The 19,761-nt window shown below is 48.7% G+C and carries 18 protein-coding genes; 2 read left to right on the top strand and 16 right to left on the bottom strand.

The genetic code is table 11. The features are described from left to right. The 12 genes from NC238_00330 to ilvE all read right to left on the bottom strand — a co-directional run. A partial coding sequence (locus NC238_00330; GenBank protein MCM1564400.1) for a B12-binding domain-containing protein occupies nt 1-236 on the bottom strand: 236 nt, incomplete at its 3' end. Between the two features lie 321 nt (nt 237-557). After that, complete coding sequence (locus NC238_00325) at nt 558-1,586, bottom strand: epoxyqueuosine reductase (GenBank protein MCM1564399.1); 1,029 nt, start codon at nt 1,584-1,586, stop codon at nt 558-560. Between the two features lie 50 nt (nt 1,587-1,636). Continuing rightward, complete coding sequence (locus tag NC238_00320; protein ID MCM1564398.1) at nt 1,637-2,068, bottom strand: MarR family transcriptional regulator; 432 nt, start codon at nt 2,066-2,068, stop codon at nt 1,637-1,639. 214 nt (nt 2,069-2,282) lie between these two features. Next, complete coding sequence (gene leuB / locus NC238_00315) at nt 2,283-3,341, bottom strand: 3-isopropylmalate dehydrogenase (protein ID MCM1564397.1); 1,059 nt, start codon at nt 3,339-3,341, stop codon at nt 2,283-2,285. After that, nucleotides 3,334-3,822, bottom strand: coding sequence for a 3-isopropylmalate dehydratase small subunit (locus NC238_00310; protein ID MCM1564396.1), 489 nt, complete (start codon nt 3,820-3,822; stop codon nt 3,334-3,336). Before NC238_00310 ends, leuB begins: the two co-directional genes overlap by 8 nt. Next, nucleotides 3,815-5,089 carry a 3-isopropylmalate dehydratase large subunit gene (leuC, locus tag NC238_00305; GenBank protein ID MCM1564395.1) on the bottom strand — a complete coding sequence of 425 codons (1,275 nt, stop codon included), beginning with the start codon at nt 5,087-5,089 and terminating at the stop codon, nt 3,815-3,817. Before leuC ends, NC238_00310 begins: the two co-directional genes overlap by 8 nt. Nucleotides 5,090-5,224: 135 nt before the next feature. Continuing rightward, nucleotides 5,225-6,760 (bottom strand): 2-isopropylmalate synthase, encoded by a 1,536-nt coding sequence (locus NC238_00300; protein ID MCM1564394.1) that lies wholly within the window; start codon nt 6,758-6,760, stop codon nt 5,225-5,227. A 379-nt stretch (nt 6,761-7,139) separates the two neighbouring features. Further along, nucleotides 7,140-8,135: a ketol-acid reductoisomerase gene (ilvC, locus tag NC238_00295; protein MCM1564393.1), complete on the bottom strand. Its 996-nt coding sequence runs from the start codon at nt 8,133-8,135 to the stop codon at nt 7,140-7,142. Nucleotides 8,136-8,169: 34 nt separating this feature from the next. Then, nucleotides 8,170-8,649 (bottom strand): acetolactate synthase small subunit, encoded by a 480-nt coding sequence (gene ilvN / locus NC238_00290; GenBank protein MCM1564392.1) that lies wholly within the window; start codon nt 8,647-8,649, stop codon nt 8,170-8,172. Then, nucleotides 8,649-10,400, bottom strand: a complete 1,752-nt coding sequence (ilvB, locus tag NC238_00285; GenBank protein MCM1564391.1) for a biosynthetic-type acetolactate synthase large subunit — start codon at nt 10,398-10,400, stop codon at nt 8,649-8,651. The genes ilvN and ilvB overlap by 1 nt, the downstream gene beginning before the upstream one ends. 4 nt (nt 10,401-10,404) lie before the next feature. Beyond that, complete coding sequence (gene ilvD / locus NC238_00280; GenBank protein MCM1564390.1) at nt 10,405-12,102, bottom strand: dihydroxy-acid dehydratase; 1,698 nt, start codon at nt 12,100-12,102, stop codon at nt 10,405-10,407. Nucleotides 12,103-12,331: 229 nt separating this feature from the next. Further along, complete coding sequence (gene ilvE / locus NC238_00275; GenBank protein MCM1564389.1) at nt 12,332-13,198, bottom strand: branched-chain-amino-acid transaminase; 867 nt, start codon at nt 13,196-13,198, stop codon at nt 12,332-12,334. A gap of 386 nt (nt 13,199-13,584) precedes the next feature. Between ilvE and NC238_00270 the strand changes: the two genes are divergently transcribed. Further along, on the top strand, nt 13,585-14,874 hold the full coding sequence (locus tag NC238_00270; protein ID MCM1564388.1) for a homoserine dehydrogenase: 1,290 nt from the start codon (nt 13,585-13,587) through the stop codon (nt 14,872-14,874). A gap of 179 nt (nt 14,875-15,053) precedes the next feature. After that, entirely contained in the window at nt 15,054-15,953 is a 900-nt protein-coding gene (gene thrB / locus NC238_00265; protein ID MCM1564387.1) for a homoserine kinase, read from the top strand. Nucleotides 15,954-16,245: 292 nt separating this feature from the next. Here thrB and NC238_00260 read toward each other — a convergent pair whose 3' ends face one another. The 4 genes from NC238_00260 to NC238_00245 are packed head-to-tail and all read right to left on the bottom strand — an operon-like array spanning nt 16,246 to nt 19,721. Then, entirely contained in the window at nt 16,246-17,130 is an 885-nt protein-coding gene (locus NC238_00260; GenBank protein MCM1564386.1) for a hypothetical protein, read from the bottom strand. Nucleotides 17,131-17,158: 28 nt separating this feature from the next. Continuing rightward, entirely contained in the window at nt 17,159-17,431 is a 273-nt protein-coding gene (locus NC238_00255) for a 4Fe-4S dicluster domain-containing protein (protein MCM1564385.1), read from the bottom strand. After that, a complete protein-coding gene (locus NC238_00250) occupies nt 17,428-18,720 on the bottom strand; it encodes an FAD-dependent oxidoreductase (GenBank protein MCM1564384.1) in 1,293 nt (430 codons plus the stop codon). Before NC238_00250 ends, NC238_00255 begins: the two co-directional genes overlap by 4 nt. A gap of 2 nt (nt 18,721-18,722) precedes the next feature. Next, nucleotides 18,723-19,721, bottom strand: coding sequence for an electron transfer flavoprotein subunit alpha/FixB family protein (locus tag NC238_00245; GenBank protein ID MCM1564383.1), 999 nt, complete (start codon nt 19,719-19,721; stop codon nt 18,723-18,725). Between the last annotated feature and the right edge of the window lie 40 nt (nt 19,722-19,761).

Raw genomic sequence — 19,761 nt, 5'->3', positions numbered from 1 at the left:
TTGAGCTTGTCCATGACGTTTTGCAACACTTCCCCTGCAAAGACCAAGTCCCCGATAAAGTACTCGCCCGAATCATAGCGTTCACCTACGAGCGTCATACCTTGCTGACAGGCTTTAACAACTTCTTGAACTTCTGCGGCATTGTCGTCTTTGCTTAGCGCTTCATCAATAGCCTTGTTTAACACGTCTTCGTCCAAATCGGACATTGCTTGAGTCAGGACTTTCAAATCTACCACTTTCAATCATCCTCCTTTAAATTTTTCTTTGATGCGTTTACAGTTTTTAGCCTGGAATGATAGCTTCCAATTCGCTGTCTATACAAGTAAATATATCAAAAGAAAAGTCCGCATTTCTTATCACGTGAAAAAGATTTTAATTTTTTTTTAATTTTCAAATTATTAGCCAAAAATCCAAAACAAATTAACCCCTTTTGTCTCTGCAAAACTTGCAATTGTATATTAGAAAAAGAGCCTCCCAAAATAATTCTGGAAGACTCTTCTACCTATGCTTGATGAAAAATGATGATCCCTTGCTTCGGGTAAGCCCGTTTTAATCGATTATCTGTTGAAGACATCTTTACAGATCATCTGTGCTATATCGCGAATCTTTTCATTTTCATTATTGCATGCCTCCAAGATATATTGCTTGTAGCTTTCCTGATAATTATTTCGCATGAAATTCAATACGTTTACTTTCCATTTCCATAATTCATCCGGAGAAAGGTAAAAGAATTTTGGCTGTATGTTATGCTTATAAAATTCTTCTTCCAGTTTCATCATGTTTTCTGGTGTGAGACTAAGCGATATTTCTAAAACACCGGGGAATTCGTCCTCCTCCGTCCATTTGCCGCTGTTCATCGGGCATACGTCCTGACAGGCATCGCACCCGTAGATCCAGGTTCCAAAACTCTTGCCGAGAGGATCGTTTGCCAAATCACGGCCGCCAAAAGTAGTAAGAAAGGAGATACAGCTAAGTGGATTCATTGTATAAGGCGATGAAAGAGAACAGGTGGGGCAGGCTTTGATACAATTAGAGCAGCCTTCAGGACAAATCGGTAAATTGGTTGATTCAACCAGTTCCATATCCTTGTCAGTAATCCACGCTTCTAGTTGCACCCAGGAACCGGATTCCGTATAAAAGAAATTATTTTTGCGTATGATTCCAAGCCCGGCCCTCATGGCCGCCCAGCGTAATCCTACGATACCAAAATTTCGGTTTGAGGCTGTTTTAAGTCCCAGATCTTGCAGAAATTGTTCCATCAGAACACTTCTCTTGAATTCCTTAGATTCCGTATTGACACGTCCGTCAAATAGATAGTGTTTACCGATATGACCTTTTAACTGCCCAGGTGCTTTATAATGTCCGAAATGAGAAACAACGACGATAACAGATTTTGCCCAGGGGTACCGCTCTTGCAGGTTCGTCAAACGGCTTTGGCTCTGATAGAACATCTTTGAGATGGGGACTTTATCGATACGTTCCCTTAGACATTTATCATAACCTTCTAAATCCTGAATACGGACAATCCCACACTTTTCATAACCAAATTCATAAGCCTTATCCTGAATCAAATTCTCTATACGCATGATTTGTGCTCTCCTTTATAAATATAGTGTATATACACGAATAGGGTAAATTAAGACCCCAACCTCTCAATCACGGAAAGGAGAGATGTTAATTTTTCAATATTTTCTTTTCCGAGTTCCTGTTCAATAAAATTCTGCGCATCGTTCCACAGGTATTCCGCCTCAATGTATTTCTCAATTCCTTTTTGGGTTAATTGAAGCTGACGGTTTCGGGTGCCTTTTTGAGAAACATCAATAATTAAGGATGCCGCTTCCAGAGGTTTAAAGCTACGGACTAAAGTCGTCCTGTCCAACCTGATTTTTATAGCCAGATCACTGACACTGATGGGACCAAAAAACTTTAGATGCTTCAAAATTGAATACTGGCTGACTGTCAATCCGCTTGGGCTCAGCTTTTCATCATATATTTTTGTAATTGTCGAAGCAGCCCTACGTAAATTCAGACAATTACAGATTGACGACTTCTTTTCATTGTTCTTCATATAGTAAGTCACCTCTATATAGTGTATATACACTATATGCATGCTACTATAAAATGATTATGTTGTCAACATTACATTATAGAACCTTATTTGCTTTGAAGCGCTTTGAAATTTTCAAATTACACGGCCTTTTGTCACGGATGACATAAAAAAAATCAAAGACCGCAATGATTTCAACAATCATAGCGGTCTTATTCTTAATCATCGTTAAGCCTTACAGCGCAGCTACCACTGCGTCACCCATTTCTTTGGTCCCAAGCACTTTATCGCCGGGTTTGGCCAGGTCGGCTGTCCGATAGCCCTGATCCAGAACTTTGGCCACAGCATTCTCTATTCTACCGGCTTCTTCGTTTAGGTCAAACGTATAGCGCAGCATCATGGCTGCCGAAAGGATCGTCGCCAGCGGATTGGCTTTATTCTGGCCGGCAATGTCCGGTGCGGAGCCATGAGCTGGCTCATACAGTCCTTTTTTGCCGCTCAGGCTGGCTGAAGCAAGCATGCCGATCGAACCACCGAGCATCGAAGCCAGGTCGGTCAGGATATCTCCGAACATATTCTCTGTGACGATCACGTCGAACTGTTCCGGATAACGCACGAGCTGCATCGCAGCATTATCAACATACATATGGGTCAGTTCGATATCCGGGTATTCCTTGGCCACTTCTTCAGCAATCTCCCGCCAGAAACGAGACGACTCGAGCACATTAGCCTTATCAACCGAACAAAGCTTTTTCCTTCTGCCTCTCGCAGTTTCAAAACCAAGTTCAATGATCCGGCGGACTTCTTCCTCATTATAGAGAAGGACGTCATAGGCCGCCCTGGGACTCTCGTTTCTTCCCTTTTCTCCAAAATAGATCCCGCCGGTCAGTTCGCGGATCACAACCATATCCACATTCTTGACGACTTCTTCCCGTAAGGTGGAAGCTGAAATGAGCGAAGGAATCATCTTGACCGGACGGATATTCGCGAAAAGACCGAGTTCTTTTCTGATCGGCAAAAGCGCGCCGAGCTCAGGTCTTTCCTTCGCCGGCAGTGTATCCCATTTGGGTCCGCCGATCGCGCCCAAAAGCACTGCATCAGCCTTCTTGCAGGCATCCAGTGTTTCGGCAGGCAGTGCTTTGCCGACTTCATCGATTGCGGCTCCGCCGATCAGATAACTGTCGAATTCGAACTTGACCGGGCAGTCTTTTAATACTGCCTGAAGCACTTTCAGCGCTTCAGGGATGATCTCTCTTCCAATCCCGTCACCGGGTAATACGGCAATTTTAGGCATTCTTTCTTTTCTCCTTTACGTACGGAACCAGCCCACCGGCTTTGATCAATTCCTGCATAAATGGCGGAAAAGGAGTGGCCTGAAAACTTGTTCCCTTGCTGACGTTTTGAATCGTGCTGTTCTGAAGATCGACCTCAATCTCGTCACCGGACTCAATGCCTTTGACAGCTTCCGGACACTCCAGAATCGGCATCCCGATGTTCAGCGCATTCCGGTAAAATATCCGTGCATAGGATTCTGCGATGACGGCCTTGACACCGGCCGCTTTAATCGCCAGCGGAGCATGTTCCCGCGAAGATCCGCAGCCAAAGTTTTTGCCGCCGATCATCATATCGCCTGGCTTAACGTTGGCAGCGAACGTTGCATCCGCATCTTCCATACAGTGGGCGGCGAGATGTTCAGGTTCGAAGCGGTTTAAATAGCGGGCCGGGATGATGACATCCGTGTCAATATCATGGCCGAATTTCCAAGCTTTACCCATTATCAACGACCTCCCTCGGATGAACGATTTGTCCGCATATGGCTGAAGCCGCAGCGACTGCCGGATTGCACAGGTATACTTCGCTTTCGGGATGGCCCATCCGGCCAACGAAATTCCTATTTGTGGTGGACAGCGACCGTTCACCTTTCGCTAGGATTCCCATATGACCGCCCAGACATGGCCCGCAGGTCGGCGTACTGACTGCTGCTCCGGCTTCAATCATGGTCTGAATCCAGCCGCGGTTCATCGCTTCGAGCAGGATATCCTGTGTCCCGGGGAATATCAGGCAGCGGATATTCGGATGGATCTTCTTTCCTTTCAGAATCTTAGCCGTGATTTCGAGATCCTCAAGACGTCCGTTCGTACACGAGCCGATGACAACCTGATCTATTTTTATGCCGCGCGCTTCATCTACCGATTTTGTGTTCTCCGGAAGATGCGGGAAAGCAATCTGCAGCGGAATATCTTCCGTGTCAAATTCATAAACCTTCTCGTATATGGCATCCGGGTCGCTTTGATAGACTTTATAATCTCTTTTTGCCCTTGCTTTAACGTACTCCAGCGTAATCTCGTCCGGTTCAATGATTCCGGCCTTGCCGCCGGCCTCGATTGCCATATTGCACATCGTCAGCCTGTTGTCCATAGAAAGCGCTTTGATGCCGTTTCCGGTAAATTCCATCGCTTTGTAGCGGGCACCGTCAACGCCGATTTTGCCGATGATATATAGGATCAGGTCTTTGCCGCCGACATAGGGCTGAAACTTCGTGCCGTGAAAAACAAATTTTAAAGTTTCGGGTACTCTGAACCAAGCCTCACCTGTGGCCATCCCAGCCGCGCAATCCGTACTGCCGACGCCGGTCGCAAAAGCGCCGAGTGCGCCATATGTGCAGGTGTGGGAGTCGGCGCCGATAATTAGGTCACCGGGTAGAACCACGCCCTGTTCCGGGAGCAGACAGTGCTCGATACCGACTCTTCCGGTATCCCAGTAATGTTTAATCTCATGTTTCCGGGCAAATTCCCTGACAGTTTTGCATTGTTCCGCGGAGGCTATATCTTTGTTCGGTGTGAAATGGTCGGGTACCAGCGCAATTTTTTTCCTGTCAAATACCTTTTCAATTCCTAACTTTTCAAACTCTTTGATCGCCACCGGAGCCGTAACGTCATTGGATAAGACTATATCCAATTTGGCATTGATGATTTCTCCGGGAACAACTTTATCTACTCCGGCATGGGCTGCCAGAATTTTTTCGCTTATCGTCATACCCATGGGCAACAACCTCCTTTTTGCCTATGCTCCTGTTCATATAATATTATCTCATCTGCGTGAACATTCAGTACGTGCGAGATGAGATAATAAGTATCCTCAATCATGCATCATCACAGCCTGTTTTGTCTCCAGTTATCATCTTTGCTTCAGGCTGATCCAGCCTTTGCTGAGTGCCCTGTTGACAGCCTGGACATACGCTTTAACACTGGCCTCGATAATATCCGGACTGACTCCCCGGCCGGCAACAGTGTGATCACCGAACAAAACCGTTACGGTTACTTCACCCTGAGAATCCTCGCCGACGTCAATCGCCTGTAACGAGAAATTCTGCAGTTTTCCTTCAATCCCGACAATTTTGTCGATCGCCTTATAGGCAGCCGCTACAGGACCGTCACCATAAGCCGCTTTCACCAGCTCATTATGATGCTCTTTCCCATCTTTCAGCTCTAAGCCAATCGTCGCCGTAGGCTTCAGGTTGTTTCCGCTTAGAATCTGCCAGTAATTTAAGACCAGCGTTTCCTCTGCCTCCTGCGTTTCAGCAAGCGCATAAAGATCAGCTTCCGTGATAATTTTTTTCTTTTCAGCAAGGGTTTTGAAGTCTTCAAAAAGCTTCTCAAAGCGTTCTTCACTGACTTCAATGCTCAGGTCGTCCAGAGACTGTTTAACCGCATGCCTCCCGGAATGTTTGCCGAGGACAATCGTATTCATATCGAGTCCGATGGCATCCGGGGACATAATTTCATACGTACTGCGTTCTTTCAGGACTCCGTCCTGATGAATGCCTGATTCGTGCGCAAAAGCGTTTTTGCCGACGATCGCTTTATTCGGCTGGACCCTCATACCGGACAGTCTGCTGACCAGACTGCTGGTCCGGGAAATCTCCCGGGTGACAATACCTGTCTCGACCTCATAAAGGTCTTTCCGGGTGTGCAGCGCCATGGCCAATTCTTCCAGCGCAGCATTCCCAGCCCGTTCTCCGAGGCCGTTGACCGCACATTCAATCTGATGAATGCCTGCCTTGACTGCTGCCAGGGAATTTGCCACGGCCAGTCCGAGATCATTGTGGCAGTGGACGCTTACTTTGACTTTTTCAATGCCCTCCGTTTTGTCCATGATCGCCTTGACGAACTGAGCAAATTCTGCGGGCATCGCATACCCGACGGTATCCGGGATGTTGATCACAGTAGCTCCGGCCTTAATGACCAGTGAGAATACCTTGGCCAGAAAATCCACGTCGCTACGGGAAGCATCTTCAGCACTGAATTCAACATCGCTAACTTTGGATTTTGCCAGTTTGACCCCATAGACAGCGCGTTCCAACACCTCATCCGGTGTTTTTCTGAGTTTGTACTGCATATGAATCGGAGATGTCGCAATAAATGTATGGATTCGCGGGCTTTCCGCGATATGGATCGCCTCCCAGGCCCTTTCAATATCCTTGGCTTCTGCCCTGGCAAGCGCAGCAATGGTCGTATTTCTGATTTTTTCAGCGATCAGGGATACGGCCTGAAAATCGCCCGGAGAAGTAATCGGAAAACCGGCTTCAATGATATCCACACCCAGTTTTTCCAGCTGACGGGCAATCTGCAGCTTCTCTTCCATATTCAGCGCAACCCCTGGAGACTGCTCCCCGTCCCGCAGCGTTGTGTCAAAAAATTCAATCCGTCTCACTACCCTACCCCCCTTGCGCTTAGAATCAATTTTATTCATAAAGATTTTTTATCCAGGTAGGTCTCCGTAATATATAGCCGCTTACGGCAATTGAGCCCTCCTGGCTCAAAAAGCCGCGCTTCGCACTCCTTGCTCCGCTTGTCGCCGCCTATATATTACGGAGACTGATCTCTGGAGATATTCGTTAAATTATTCTGAAAAATACACTTTGGAATCAACATGCAAGTATTCATACCAAAGATTAGTCTGGGGGCTACAGTTCCGCTGTGAGCGGAGCACGATGCGGAGCGCGGCCTTTTGTGCCACGGATGGCACAACGGTCGAAAAGCGGTATTGTAGCCCACAGACATACCCCAAATATTGGTATTGAGAGTTGAGGTTATTTCTTCTTCAGCCAAGGCATCATCGAACGAAGCTCCTGGCCGACTTTTTCAATTTTGTGTTCGGCATCCCTGCGGGTCATGGCATTGAAGACCGGACGGCCAACCTGATTTTCGGAGAGCCATTTGCGGGCAAATTCCCCGTTTTGGATTTCAGAAAGAACTTTCTTCATTTCCTTGCGGGTTTCTTCCGTAATGATCCGTCTGCCGACCATCAGGTCCCCGTACTGGGCTGTGTCGGATACGGAGTAGCGCATCCGGCTGATTCCGCCTTCGTACATCAGGTCGACAATTAACTTCAGTTCATGCAGACACTCAAAGTAGGCGATTTCCGGCTGGTAACCGGCTTCTACAAGTGTGTCAAAACCGGCGCGGACCAATTCGGACGCACCGCCGCAAAGTACTGCCTGTTCACCGAATAAATCGGTTTCGGTCTCTTCAGCGAACGTAGTTTCAATCAGCCCTGTACGGGTGCAGCCAATCCCTTTGGCATAAGCAAGACCAATCTGGTGGGCGTTACCGGTAGCGTCCTGATAGACGGCGATCAGTCCCGGTGTTCCTGCACCTTCGGTGTAGGTCCGGCGGACCAGATGTCCCGGGCTCTTCGGAGCGATCATAATCACATCGACATCAGCCGGCGGCACGATCTGGCCAAAGTGAATGTTGAAGCCGTGTGAAAAGCAAAGTACTTTGCCGGCAGTGAGCGACGGCTCGATTTCTTCCCGGTAGATCCTGCTCTGGGTCTCATCAGGCAGAAGGATTTGGATCAGGTCCGCTTTGGCTGCTGCTTCAGCAACCGTCATCACCGTTAGGCCGGCTTCTTCGGCTTCTTTCCATCTCGGGCTGTTTTTACGCAAGCCCACAATGACATTCAAACCGGAATCTTTAAGGTTCTGTGATTGGGCGTGACCCTGGCTTCCCCAACCCATTACCGCAATCGTCTTTCCTTTCAGCAATCCCAAATCAGCATCTTGATCATAATACATTTTAGCCATGTTATTTACTCTCCTTATTCATTATTTCTTAATTTTAATTATCGGAACGGGCAATCGCAATTTTACCGGTTCTGACAAGCTCGAGAATGCCGTAAGATCGCATCGTTCTGACAAACGCATCAATCTTTTCTTCATCACCGGTTAGCTCAATGGTTAGATTATTTTTGCCCATATCGACGACTCTGCCTCTGAAGATGTCTACCGTCTGGAGTACTTCGAGCCGGGTATCCGATTTAACCTTGACCCGGATCAGGGCCAGCTCCCTGTTCACCACGGACTCCTGGCTCAGATTGGTCACCTTATGGACGACGACCAGTTTATGCAGCTGCTTGGTGACCTGTTCAATGACCTGGCTGTCACCCTCAACCACGATCGTCATCATGGAAAGGTCCGGATTTTCAGTCTGACATACCGTCAGGCTGTAGATATTGTAGCCCCGCCGGGAAAACAGGCCTGATACCCGTGCCAGGACCCCCGGATCATTTTCGACCATTACAGCGAGCGTATGCAGCATTATTCCTTCCCCTCCAGTATCTCTGTAATTCCCTGACCGGCAGGGACAAAAGGAAGTACAACTTCATCCGGTGAGATCGTGAAATCCAGCAAAAAAGGTCCGGGCGTTGCAACAGCTTCCTTCAAGGCATCTTCAACCTGGTCGGCCTGCTCGACTCTGCGCCCTTTGATCCCATAGGCGTCAGCGAGTTTCACAAAATCGGGATTGGCATCCAGCTGGATCTGGCTGAAACGCTCGTTAAAGAGCATTTTTTGCATCTGCCTTACCATGCCTAAAACCCCGTTATTCATCAGGACTATTTTTATGGGAAGGTGATATTGAACCGCGGTGGCGAGCTCATGGATGCTCATTTGTAAAGAACCGTCTCCGGTAACCAGAAAGACCAGACTGTCCGGTTTCGCAAACTGGGCGCCGATTGCAGCCGGAAGACCAAACCCCATCGTGCCCAGACCGGCACTGGTAATAAAATGTCTTTCTTGATTAACCGGACAGAATTGAGCCGCCCACATCTGGTGCTGGCCGACATCCGTCACCACGACCGCTTCTTCCCCGCTGATTTTTCCCATCGCTTCCAAAATCGTCTGCGGATTCAGGCGGCCATCCTGCTCATAGCTTAACGGGTATTCCTTTTGCCAGCTCCTGAGTTCGTTCCACCAATCCTGAATGGCCGGCGGATTGATTTTGGTAAGGAACTCTTCCAGGACAAGTTTGGCATCTCCGACAATCGGTATATGTGCACGGATAACTTTGCCAATCTCGGCAGGGTCAATATCAATATGAATGACTTTTGCCTTCGTAGCAAAACGGTGTTTCAGCCCGCTCGTGACCCTGTCGTCAAAGCGGACACCGATGGCAATCAGTAAATCGCACTCATCGACGGCGAGATTGGCAGTAATGGTCCCATGCATTCCGACCATCCCTAAATGATTCGGATGCTTGGACGGGACACTGCCAATGCCCATCAGCGTTGTAACCACAGGAAGATTGGCTTTTTCGAGCATTTCCTGAAGAATCTTGCCGGCTCCGGAGGTTATGACGCCTCCCCCGGCATAAACAATCGGTTTTTTGCTTTGGGCCAGCGCTTTAGCTGCTTCAGAAATCTGACCGGAGTTTCCTTTAGTGAAGAATTTATAGCTTTTCAGCGCTACTTTGGACGGATAAGGCTCAGTGACCTCTGCTGCCATAATATTCTTCGGCAGATCGATCAGGACCGGACCCGGACGTCCTGTACTGGCAATGTAAAACGCTTCTTTCACGATACGCGGAATGTCTCTGGCATCTTTGACCAGATAGGAATGCTTCGTGATCGGCATCGTGATTCCCGTAATGTCTACTTCCTGAAAAGAATCCGTCCCTAACAGCTGGGTCGATACCTGACCGGTTAAAATCACAAGCGGAATGGAATCCATATACGCATTCGCAATTCCTGTAACCATATTGGCGGCTCCCGGACCTGAGGTGGCCAGACAGACGCCAACCTTGCCGCTGACCCGCGCGTAGGCATCGGCCGCATGAACAGCACTCTGCTCATGTCTCGGCAGGATATGACGGATCGAGCTGTCCAGAAGCGCATCATACAGTGCGAGCAAAGATCCGCCAGGATACCCGAATATCAGCTCTACCCCTTCCTGGTCCAGTACATCGAGCAGCGCTTTGGCGCCATTATAATTATCCAAAGCAAGACTTTCTTCGTCTTCCCAGGTAATTTCAGGGTCTCTGGCTATTAAGGCGTCTTCTTTGGACTTATCCATTCATTCATTCCTCCTTGAGTGTCCGGAAAGCTGCTCCTTTATTGGCCGACTGGGCAAATTGGACGTAACGTCCCAGATATCCTGTCCGGCCTGCTACTTTATACACTTTCTCCAACCCTTTTTCCGGGTCAAAGCTGTTTCTTCTTTCTGCTTTTTCAGATTCGGGCAGAAGCCAGTCGATGGTCCGTTTTTCTAAATCAATCCGAATCATATCGCCGTTTCCGACAAACGCAATCTCCCCACCGAGCGCTGCTTCTGGAGAGATATGCCCGATCGAAAGTCCCCGGCTGCCTCCGGAAAAACGTCCGTCGGTAAGCAACGCCACAGAAGAATCAAGCCCCATCCCTGCCAGCGTTGCGGTTGGCCCGAGCATCTCTCGCATACCCGGTCCGCCTTTCGGTCCTTCATAACGAATAATCACGACATCGCCCTCTTTAATCACGCCGCTGCGGATCGCTTCCGCTGCCAGGTCTTCTCCGTCGTAGACCTTGGCCGCGCCCTCGAAGACAATATCCCTGTTCGCCAGAGCCCCTACTTTGATCACGGCTCCTTCCGGTGCCAGGTTGCCAAACAGGACACAGAGTCCGCCTTTGGCGGAATACGGATCAGTCAGCGGCCGGATCACACCCGGATTTTTGACAGCCGCGCTGCTTAGCCTTTCCGCCATGGTACTGCCGGAAACCGTCATGCCGGAACCATCGATCAAACCGGCATCCAGCAAGCTCTTCAAAACGGCACTGATCCCGCCTGCTTCATTGACTTCGACGAGATAATGCCCGTTCACCGCCGGACTCAGTTTACAGATCTGAGGGGTCCGGTCACTGATTGCATTGATCTCGGCCAAATCAAATTCGATTTCTCCTTCAAACGCAATCGCAGGCAGATGAAGGATGGTATTGGTTGAACACCCTAACGCCATGTCGGCGGCAATGCTGTTCCTGATTGAAATGCTCGTTACGATATCACGTGGCCGAATATTGTCCCGCAGCAGGTTCATAACCTGATAGCCGGTTTCTTTGGCCAAGCGTATTCTCTCGGAATAGACAGCCGGTATCGTACCATTGCCGGGCAGAGCCATGCCGATGACCTCTGTCAGGCAGTTCATGGAGTTTGCCGTAAACATCCCGGCGCAGGAACCGCAGGTCGGGCACGCATTCTGTTCGAGTCCCTGAAGCCACTCCTGGCTTTCCTGGCCGCTGTAGACTTTACCGACGCCTTCGTAGACTGTGATAAAATCAACATTTTTCCCCTCGTGACGACCCGGTAGCATCGGTCCGCCGCTCACGACGATGGACGGCAGATTCAGCCGCATTGCAGCCATCAGCATTCCAGGGACAATTTTGTCACAGCTTGGAATAAATACCAGGGCATCGACAGCATGTGCTCTGGCCATGATCTCAATGGAGTCGGTAATCAGCTCCCTGCTCGCGAGGGAAAAATGCATCCCGACGTGTCCCATGGCAATGCCGTCACAGACACCAATCGTCGAAAATTCGAGCGGCGTACCGCCATTTTCTCTGACTCCGGTTTTGACTGCTTCGGCAATTTGACGCAGATGCATATGCCCGGGCACAAATTCATTAAAGGAGTTGACGATACCGATCAAGGGTTTATTGATTTCCCGGTCGGTAAGTCCAAGAGCTTTAAATAGAGAGCGGTGAGGTGCCCTGTCAATTCCAACTTTTACTGCATCACTGTTCATGGAATCGCTTCCTTTCCTGAAATTTTTTTGTCTTTAATCTATTGTTTGTTTTCAATCTATTAATATAATCATTTGGGTCTGGTCTGCGCGCCACATTCCGGTCTCGGCAGATAGCGCCCTCCATGGCGCTTTCTGCCGCGCTCCGCATCCATGCTCCGCTTACGCTGGAACTGTGGCACACAGACCCAGCTATAAAGGTTTAAATGTCTAGTTATTTAGAGAACAGTTACTAGATAGGCTCTCCCTCTGTCTTGACATATTCGTGGAATTTAGCCAGCAGCTTTTTAAATACGGGTCCTGGTTTACCGTCGCCGATCTTTCTGGAATCCAGCATAATAATCGGAATCAGCTCAGCTGCCGTACCGGTCAGGAAGCACTCATCGGCACTGTAAACATCAATCAGATGAAACAGTTCTTCTTGAACGGGGATCCCTTCCTGGCGGGCTAAATCGATGACCGAATCACGGGTGACGCCTTTTAAAATCCCGGCATAAACTGGAGGTGTGGTTATAACTCCGTCTTTGATAATGAAAATGTTGTCGCCGGTGGCTTCACTGACATACCCTTCCTGATTCAACATCAATGCTTCCATCAGACCTGCCCTGTTGGCTTCAATCTTAGCCATAATATTGTTTAAATAGTTCAGGGATTTGATTCTCGGGCTTAACGCATCCGAACTGTTCCGGCGGGTGGCAGCCGTAATGATCTCCATCCCATTTTCGTACATGCTCTGCGGATACAATGAAATATTGCCGGCAATACAAATAATTTCCGATTTAGGGCATTTCCTTGGGTCTAAACCCATATCTCCGACCCCTCTGGAAATAATCAGGCGGATATAAGCATCTGTAAGATTGTTTTTCCTTACAGTTTCCACAACGATATCCATCATTTCCCGACGGCTTACCTCAACGTTTAACAGGATCGCATTGGCTGACTCATACAGTCTGTCGATATGTTCCTTTAATTTGAATACCCGGCTATTATAGGCCCGGATCCCTTCAAATACACCGTCTCCATAAAGAAAGCCATGATCAAATACAGAAATTTTCGCCTCCTGGCTGTCAACAAATTTACCATCGCAATAGATAATCATGTGAATACTCCTTTCCGAAACTCAATTTTGATTTCAACACTATCTATATTGTAACGAAACACAATCAACATGTAAAATATACCTTAATAAAAAAAAACAGGGAGTCTAATTGCTACACTTCCTAACGTGCATATTCATATATGAGAATAAGAAAAACTCTACAGACTTTCTGAACCATCATTATCTCGCTAACGCTGTGTTATAGCACATATAATTATTTTACCTAAGTGTATATGATACAGTTAACTGTGTCAATATATTTGGAGTATACTTTTCATCCTGCAGTGGACCGATCAAAAATATCCTTGCCAATTCCAGGATAGCTTGGTATAATGTCCACTGTACAGAAACACTTGTTCATTCAGAAGGGATAGGGAGGAAATATTATGAAGAAAATTGTAATTGGTTTACTGGGTTTTGGAACTGTCGGATCAGGTACAGCTGCCATACTGGAAAATAACCGGTATGACATCAGTACCCGTACCAACGCTGATATAAGTATAAAAAAGGCTTTAGTCCATGATATCCATAAACCTCGGCCGGATTGCCGCGGCATTATTTTGACAGACGATCCCAGGGAGATCACGGATGATCCGGAAATTGACATTGTTGTTGAAGTAATGGGCGGTATTGAGCCAGCCCGCACGCTTATCCTGACTGCAATGGCAAACGGCAAAAATGTCGTTACCGCCAATAAAGATCTTTTAGCTCAAAATGGAGAAGAACTGCTTGAAGCTGCGAAAAAGAACGGCCGAGATTTGTATTTTGAAGCCAGTGTCGCTGGCGGTATCCCGATTATCGCTGCCTTAAGGCAATCCCTGACTGCCAACCGGATCTCCTCACTGCTTGGGATTATTAACGGTACGACCAATTATATTTTATCTGCTATGACCGAACAGGGACGCAATTTTGCTGATGTCCTGAAAGAAGCCCAGGAGCTCGGCTATGCTGAAGCAGATCCGGTCTCTGACGTGGAAGGGCTGGATGCCGCCCGCAAACTTGCGATTCTTTCTTCCTTGGCTTTTAATACACGCGTAACCTTTAACGATGTTTATGCCGAAGGAATTTCCAACATTTCTCCGGAAGACATTCACTATGCGGATGAACTCGGCTGCGTGATTAAGCTGCTGGCCATTGCTAAAAACCAGGAAGAAAGGATCGAAGTCAGGGTACATCCCGCCCTGATTTCCAAAAAACATCCGCTGGCCAATATCGGCGGTGTTTACAACGCGATTTATGTCACCGGTGATGCTGTCGGAGAAACCATGTTTTACGGGAAAGGCGCCGGAGCTTTGCCCACGGGCAGCTCCGTTGTAGCCGACATTATCCAGATTGTACGCAATATGTCCGCCGGATCCGAAGGACTCCTGAATTGCGGCTGTTACCGCAACTATCCGATCATCTCAACGGATGATTTTACAACCGCTTATTACATCCGGCTTAAAGTTAAAGACGAACCAAAAGTCTTTGCAACACTGGCGTTATTCTTTGCTGAAGCCGGCATCAGCTTTAATTCCATCATCCAGAAACCGCGGCCGGATAAAAGCGCCGAAATCGCACTGGTGACCCACCCCTGCCGGGAAGGACAGCTCCGTCAGGCCATCCAGTCCCTGAATTCCTACAGCAAACTGGATAAAATCTATAATGTTATTCGGCTGGAGACAAATGGAATTTGACCGGCTGGAACTTGTGGCACCCAGACCTAATATGGGGTATTGAGGCTTGAATGAAATTATTGAGCAATGAATTTAAGAATGTTGTACCGACTGTTTACTTCCCTCAGTAATTGTTATAGAATTTATTCGAATAAATAGGCATATTCATGGATTACCTGCCGAAAAAATGGAGGAAAAGAATGTTCCAAGTAAAAGTACCAGCAACTTCAGCAAATCTCGGACCAGGTTTTGACTGCATGGGACTGGCCTTAAGGCTATATAACTATATCCAGGCTGAAGAAAGCGAAAAACTGGAGATTATCCTTAAAGGCACCTATACGAGCAATATTCCTACAGATGAAACGAACCTCTTATGGAAAACTGTCTGCAAGCTGTGGCAGAAAATTGATTTCCAGCCGAAGCCCTTAAAAATCACCCTGGAAAGCCATGTTCCGCCTGCCCGCGGACTGGGAAGCAGTTCCACTGCCGTCGTCGGCGGACTGATCATTGCAAACGCGGTAGCCGGAAACCCTTTAAACCGGCTTCAATTGCTAGAAATTGCTTCTGAAATCGAAGGCCATCCGGATAATGTCACACCTGCCCTTTGCGGCGGGATTACCCTGACAGTTATGGATGAAGACAAACTTATACCAAGGACGCTGGCGAAGTCTCCAAAATTTAAAGCGGTGGTCGTGATTCCGGATATTCTCGTTGAAACTGAAAAAGCGCGCGGGATACTGCCTTCTTCTGTTCCCAGAGCTGATGTGATCTTTAACGCTTCCCGCGTCGGCCTTTTAGTTGATGCGTTTATTAATGAGGAATACGATTTATTGGCAATTGCCACTCGGGACAGGATCCACCAAAATCAGCGGGCTTCTTTAATCCCTGGTATGCCCGAAGCCTTAGAATCTGCTGTCCACGTTGGCGCGTACGGCGCAGCTCTGAGTGGTTCAGGACCGACTTTGATTGCTTTTTGCCCCTATGGAAAAGAAGATCAGATAGCCCTGACGATGAAGCGCGTACTCCATGAAAATGGGTTGCCTTCTGCAACCCTGACCCTGGATATTGATTCTGAGGGAGCTGTGCTGACCGAAATTTGATTTTTTTATTCGCCCTAAAACGATAAGGGGACGCCGCGAAGTTTTGCGGCGTCCTTTCTATGATCACCCCAGGCATAGGTCGTTCCAATTACAGCCTTCGGATAAGGGGCCGTTTTTTGATAGTTCTCCGACTGCGCATATCGTCATCAGTCCTCCGGTAAGGTAACTCCGGAGAACCGAAAACCTTATACCCGGGATATATCGCAGGAAACCCGGCGACCGGTTTACATTTTCTCCCTTCTTATAAAGAATTAGACCGTGAGGAAAGAAATGTAAATTGTTTTCCCCGCTGTTACAATATACCGTTCGCTTCTAAAAATCGGACAATCTCTGAGGCAACTTTTTTCGGATCGCCTTCGATGAAAGAACTTTTTTGTTTTGCCGGACCGGCGCCACTGAGCTGCTGCATTATTTGGGCCTGCGTAAGGTTAGCGGTATCCGCGGCGGCAGATTTCTTTGTTCTCGGCCGTGGCGGGACGAAATTCAATAATTGGACGCCGCCGGGTTTTATGGCAGAAGGCGTCAAATCTAACGACGCAAGGTTCATGACCGGTATCTCCAGACATTCTGCCGCCAACACGTTGGGCATAGAAGGGTATGGCAGCTCGGCTGAACCCTCGTCAACTGTGATGACCGCCGGAAGTTTACAATAGACAATTTCCCGATCCCCGCGTTCAAGCCGGCGGTGAACAGTCAGTGCATTTTCCCCGGAAGAAATCTCTAAACGGCTGACGCTGGAGATCTGGGCAAATTCCAAATACTCAGCCAAAGCGGGCCCCACAAACCCGGATGCGCCGCAAAGCCCATGCGAGCCGCAAACGACCAAGTCAACGTTTAGCCTTCTAATGGCTGCCGCCAACATTCGCGCAATGATTTCACCGCCTCCCACCTCGGTAAGCGCGCTATCAAGCGCGTTATCCCAAATCCGGACTGCCTCATCTGCCCCTGAGGCAACACAAGACCTTAGCGCACGCTCGGCCGGCTTCGGTCCCACGCTAATCGCCGTGACCTTCGCAGTCCCCGCGGGAAGTACCTCCCGTATCAAGGCCAACGCCGCAAGATCAGCCGGATTTACAATCGGAACAAGTCTGCGTGTATCGATCGCCTTGGTTTCTTCCGTAAGGCTGAAGGGACCTGTCGCATCGTATACTTGCTTAACACATAAGGCAATATGCATATACTTTCTCCTTATTTTTTTATTCTTCTTAACCCATCCGAATGGAAACTCCATATCCGCCGAGCGGATAATCCCACTTCAGAGCTTCCTTGGCGCACATCACCCGGCATGTCCCGCATTCCAGGCATCCTGCATACTGAAACTCGGTTTCGCCGTCCTTCTCAGTAAAGCAGCCGGCCGGACAAACGTACAGACAGGGTTTTTGTTGACAGTTGCTGCATTTGGCACTATCCAGAATAATATGCGGTTCCATGTGCACAACGTGGCGAATAAGCTCAAGCTTTTCTGCACGGTCACTCATAAGGCTCTCACCCCCATCAAGGCATCGCGGACGACATCCATTAATTTCACATTGCCAAGTTCTTTTTTGGCCATACGCATCAAACTTTGGCGCGGATCAGAACCCACGGTTACCATTTGTTCCATAACATTGTTCAGGAGATCCGGATACTGGTCAAATAAGCGCGGAGACCTCATGAATTCCGGGGCTTTCTTATGGGCCTTCATTTCTGAAAGCGCTATACCCTGTTCCAACAAGGTTGTGTAGCGGCTCAACACCGCAGTTGAGGGATCCCCTTTTTGGCAAGCCAGTACAGCCGTCTCACCGGCGCATCTTCCGGAAGCAAGAGCCAGATTCATGCCTTGCAGCACGATTCCGGTATTGACAACAAAGCCTGCGGCATCTCCCGCTACTAACAATCCATCGCGGAAAAGCTTGGGCATCGCTGTATACCCGCCTTCAGGAATAAGATGCCCGGAGTACTCCAGGAGTTTTCCGCCCTCAATCAGACGTGCGACCTCCGGCCTGGCCTTAAAGCGCTCCAGAACTTCATCCGCGGTGACCCGTTGTTCGGCTAAAGCCTGAGGCTGTACGACCATGCCAATCGACACGCTCTCTTTATTCGTATAAATAAATCCGCCTCCCGGGATACCGCGGGCAAAGTCGCCGATCGCGGCATAGCATGCGCCCGCATTACCGGTAAGTCCAAAGCGTTCGTTAATCACTTTTGCCGGCAAAGCCAGCAGTTCTTTGATCCCTAAACCGATATCATGGTGTCCGTATTTTTTGCGCAGTCCGGCCTTACGGGCTAGAAGCGAATTAACCCCGTCGGCCAGAATGACAACCTTGGCCCGGATATTCCCTTCAGTTCTGCGAGTTTTTACGCCAACCACCCGGTCGCCCTCATAAAGAAAATCATCCACAACGGTACCGGTCACGATCAATGCTCCGGCTTCCCGTGCCTTTCCTGCCAGCCATTGGTCAAATTCCTTGCGCAGCACGCTAAACCCATTATAAGGAGGATTCAAAAAAGTGCTGTTGCCAATGTCAATTTCCAAAGCCCTCTCGCCGGAGGTCATCATAATTCTTTGATGCTGAATCGGACGCTCCAGCGGAGCATCTTCCCAATAATTCGGGACAATATCCTGCAACACCCGGGTCAAGATCATGCCCCCGGTAATATTTTTGGCTCCAATATACTCGCCGCGTTCGATGACCAGAACGCTTAAACCGGCTTTAGCAGCGGTTAAAGCTGCTGAAGCCCCGGCAAGGCCCGCACCAACGACGATTACGTCAAAAGTTTCCGACATCTTTACACCGCCCCTTCTTGCTTCCGATTAATCTGCCCGATTATTTCCGGCAACACCTCATGGAGATCTCCGATAGCCGCCAAATCGGCTAGTTTCATGATCGGAGCGCCCTTATCCTTGTTGATAGCAATAATCAAGCGGGAGTCTTTCATCCCTTCGACAAAATGATTCGTTCCGGAGACTCCCACGGCCACAAACAGACGCGGTGACAAGCGGCGCCCGCTGCTTTGTCCCACCAGGCGGCTATGCGGAATCCAGCCTCTGTCAACAGTGGGTTTTGATCCACCTACAGCAGCTCCGATAGCTTCAGCCAATTTCCAGACGAGACCAACGTCATCTTTGTCACGGAAACCGGCGCCCGCTGCAGCCACACGTTCAGCCTCGCCCAATGAAACAACCTTTGGATCGGCTTTCACAAAGCCCCGTACCTCTGTCCGTGATGCCGGGATATCCTCGATCTTCACAGCGATACTTTCGCATTTTCGGGAACGCACCGCTTTGTCCAATCCCAAACTCCCAGGCTTCATGGTGACTACCACCGTGTTGTTGGGGGCAAAGGAGAATACCGCCTGGGCTTTATCAAGATACGCGGATCGGTTGATTTTGATACGATTGTCCACTTCCATACTTATGGTAACGGTGTTGGCTGCATAGCCGCATTGAAGGCGGGCAGCCAATCGCGGAGCCAGACTAATCCCGTTGGGCGTCGCTGAAATGAGAATTAACTGCGGAGAACCTTCCTTCCCCTTTTCGGAGAAAGCCTTCAGATACAAATCCAGGTTAAGCTCTTTGAACGAGCTATCCTCGTACAGGTAGACGACATCGGCGCCGTAGGAGGCAAGTTCCCCTGTCAGTCCTGAAATTTCCTCTCCAAAGAGAAATGCACATACCTTGCCTTTGATCTTGTTGGCCAATCTGCGGGCTTCTCCCAGAACTTCCAGGCTGGCTTCCCGTATTTCACCTTGTTCGTGCTCAGCCCAAATCCAAATTTCTTTGTCCATTGCTATTCTGCCTCCTATCCTGAAATTTCCATTTAGCTTA

This window comes from Dehalobacter sp., assembly GCA_023667845.1.
Lineage (GTDB): Bacteria > Bacillota > Desulfitobacteriia > Desulfitobacteriales > Syntrophobotulaceae > Dehalobacter.
Note: the sequence above shows the minus strand (reverse complement) of the source record. Positions and strands in the feature narration are given on the sequence as shown.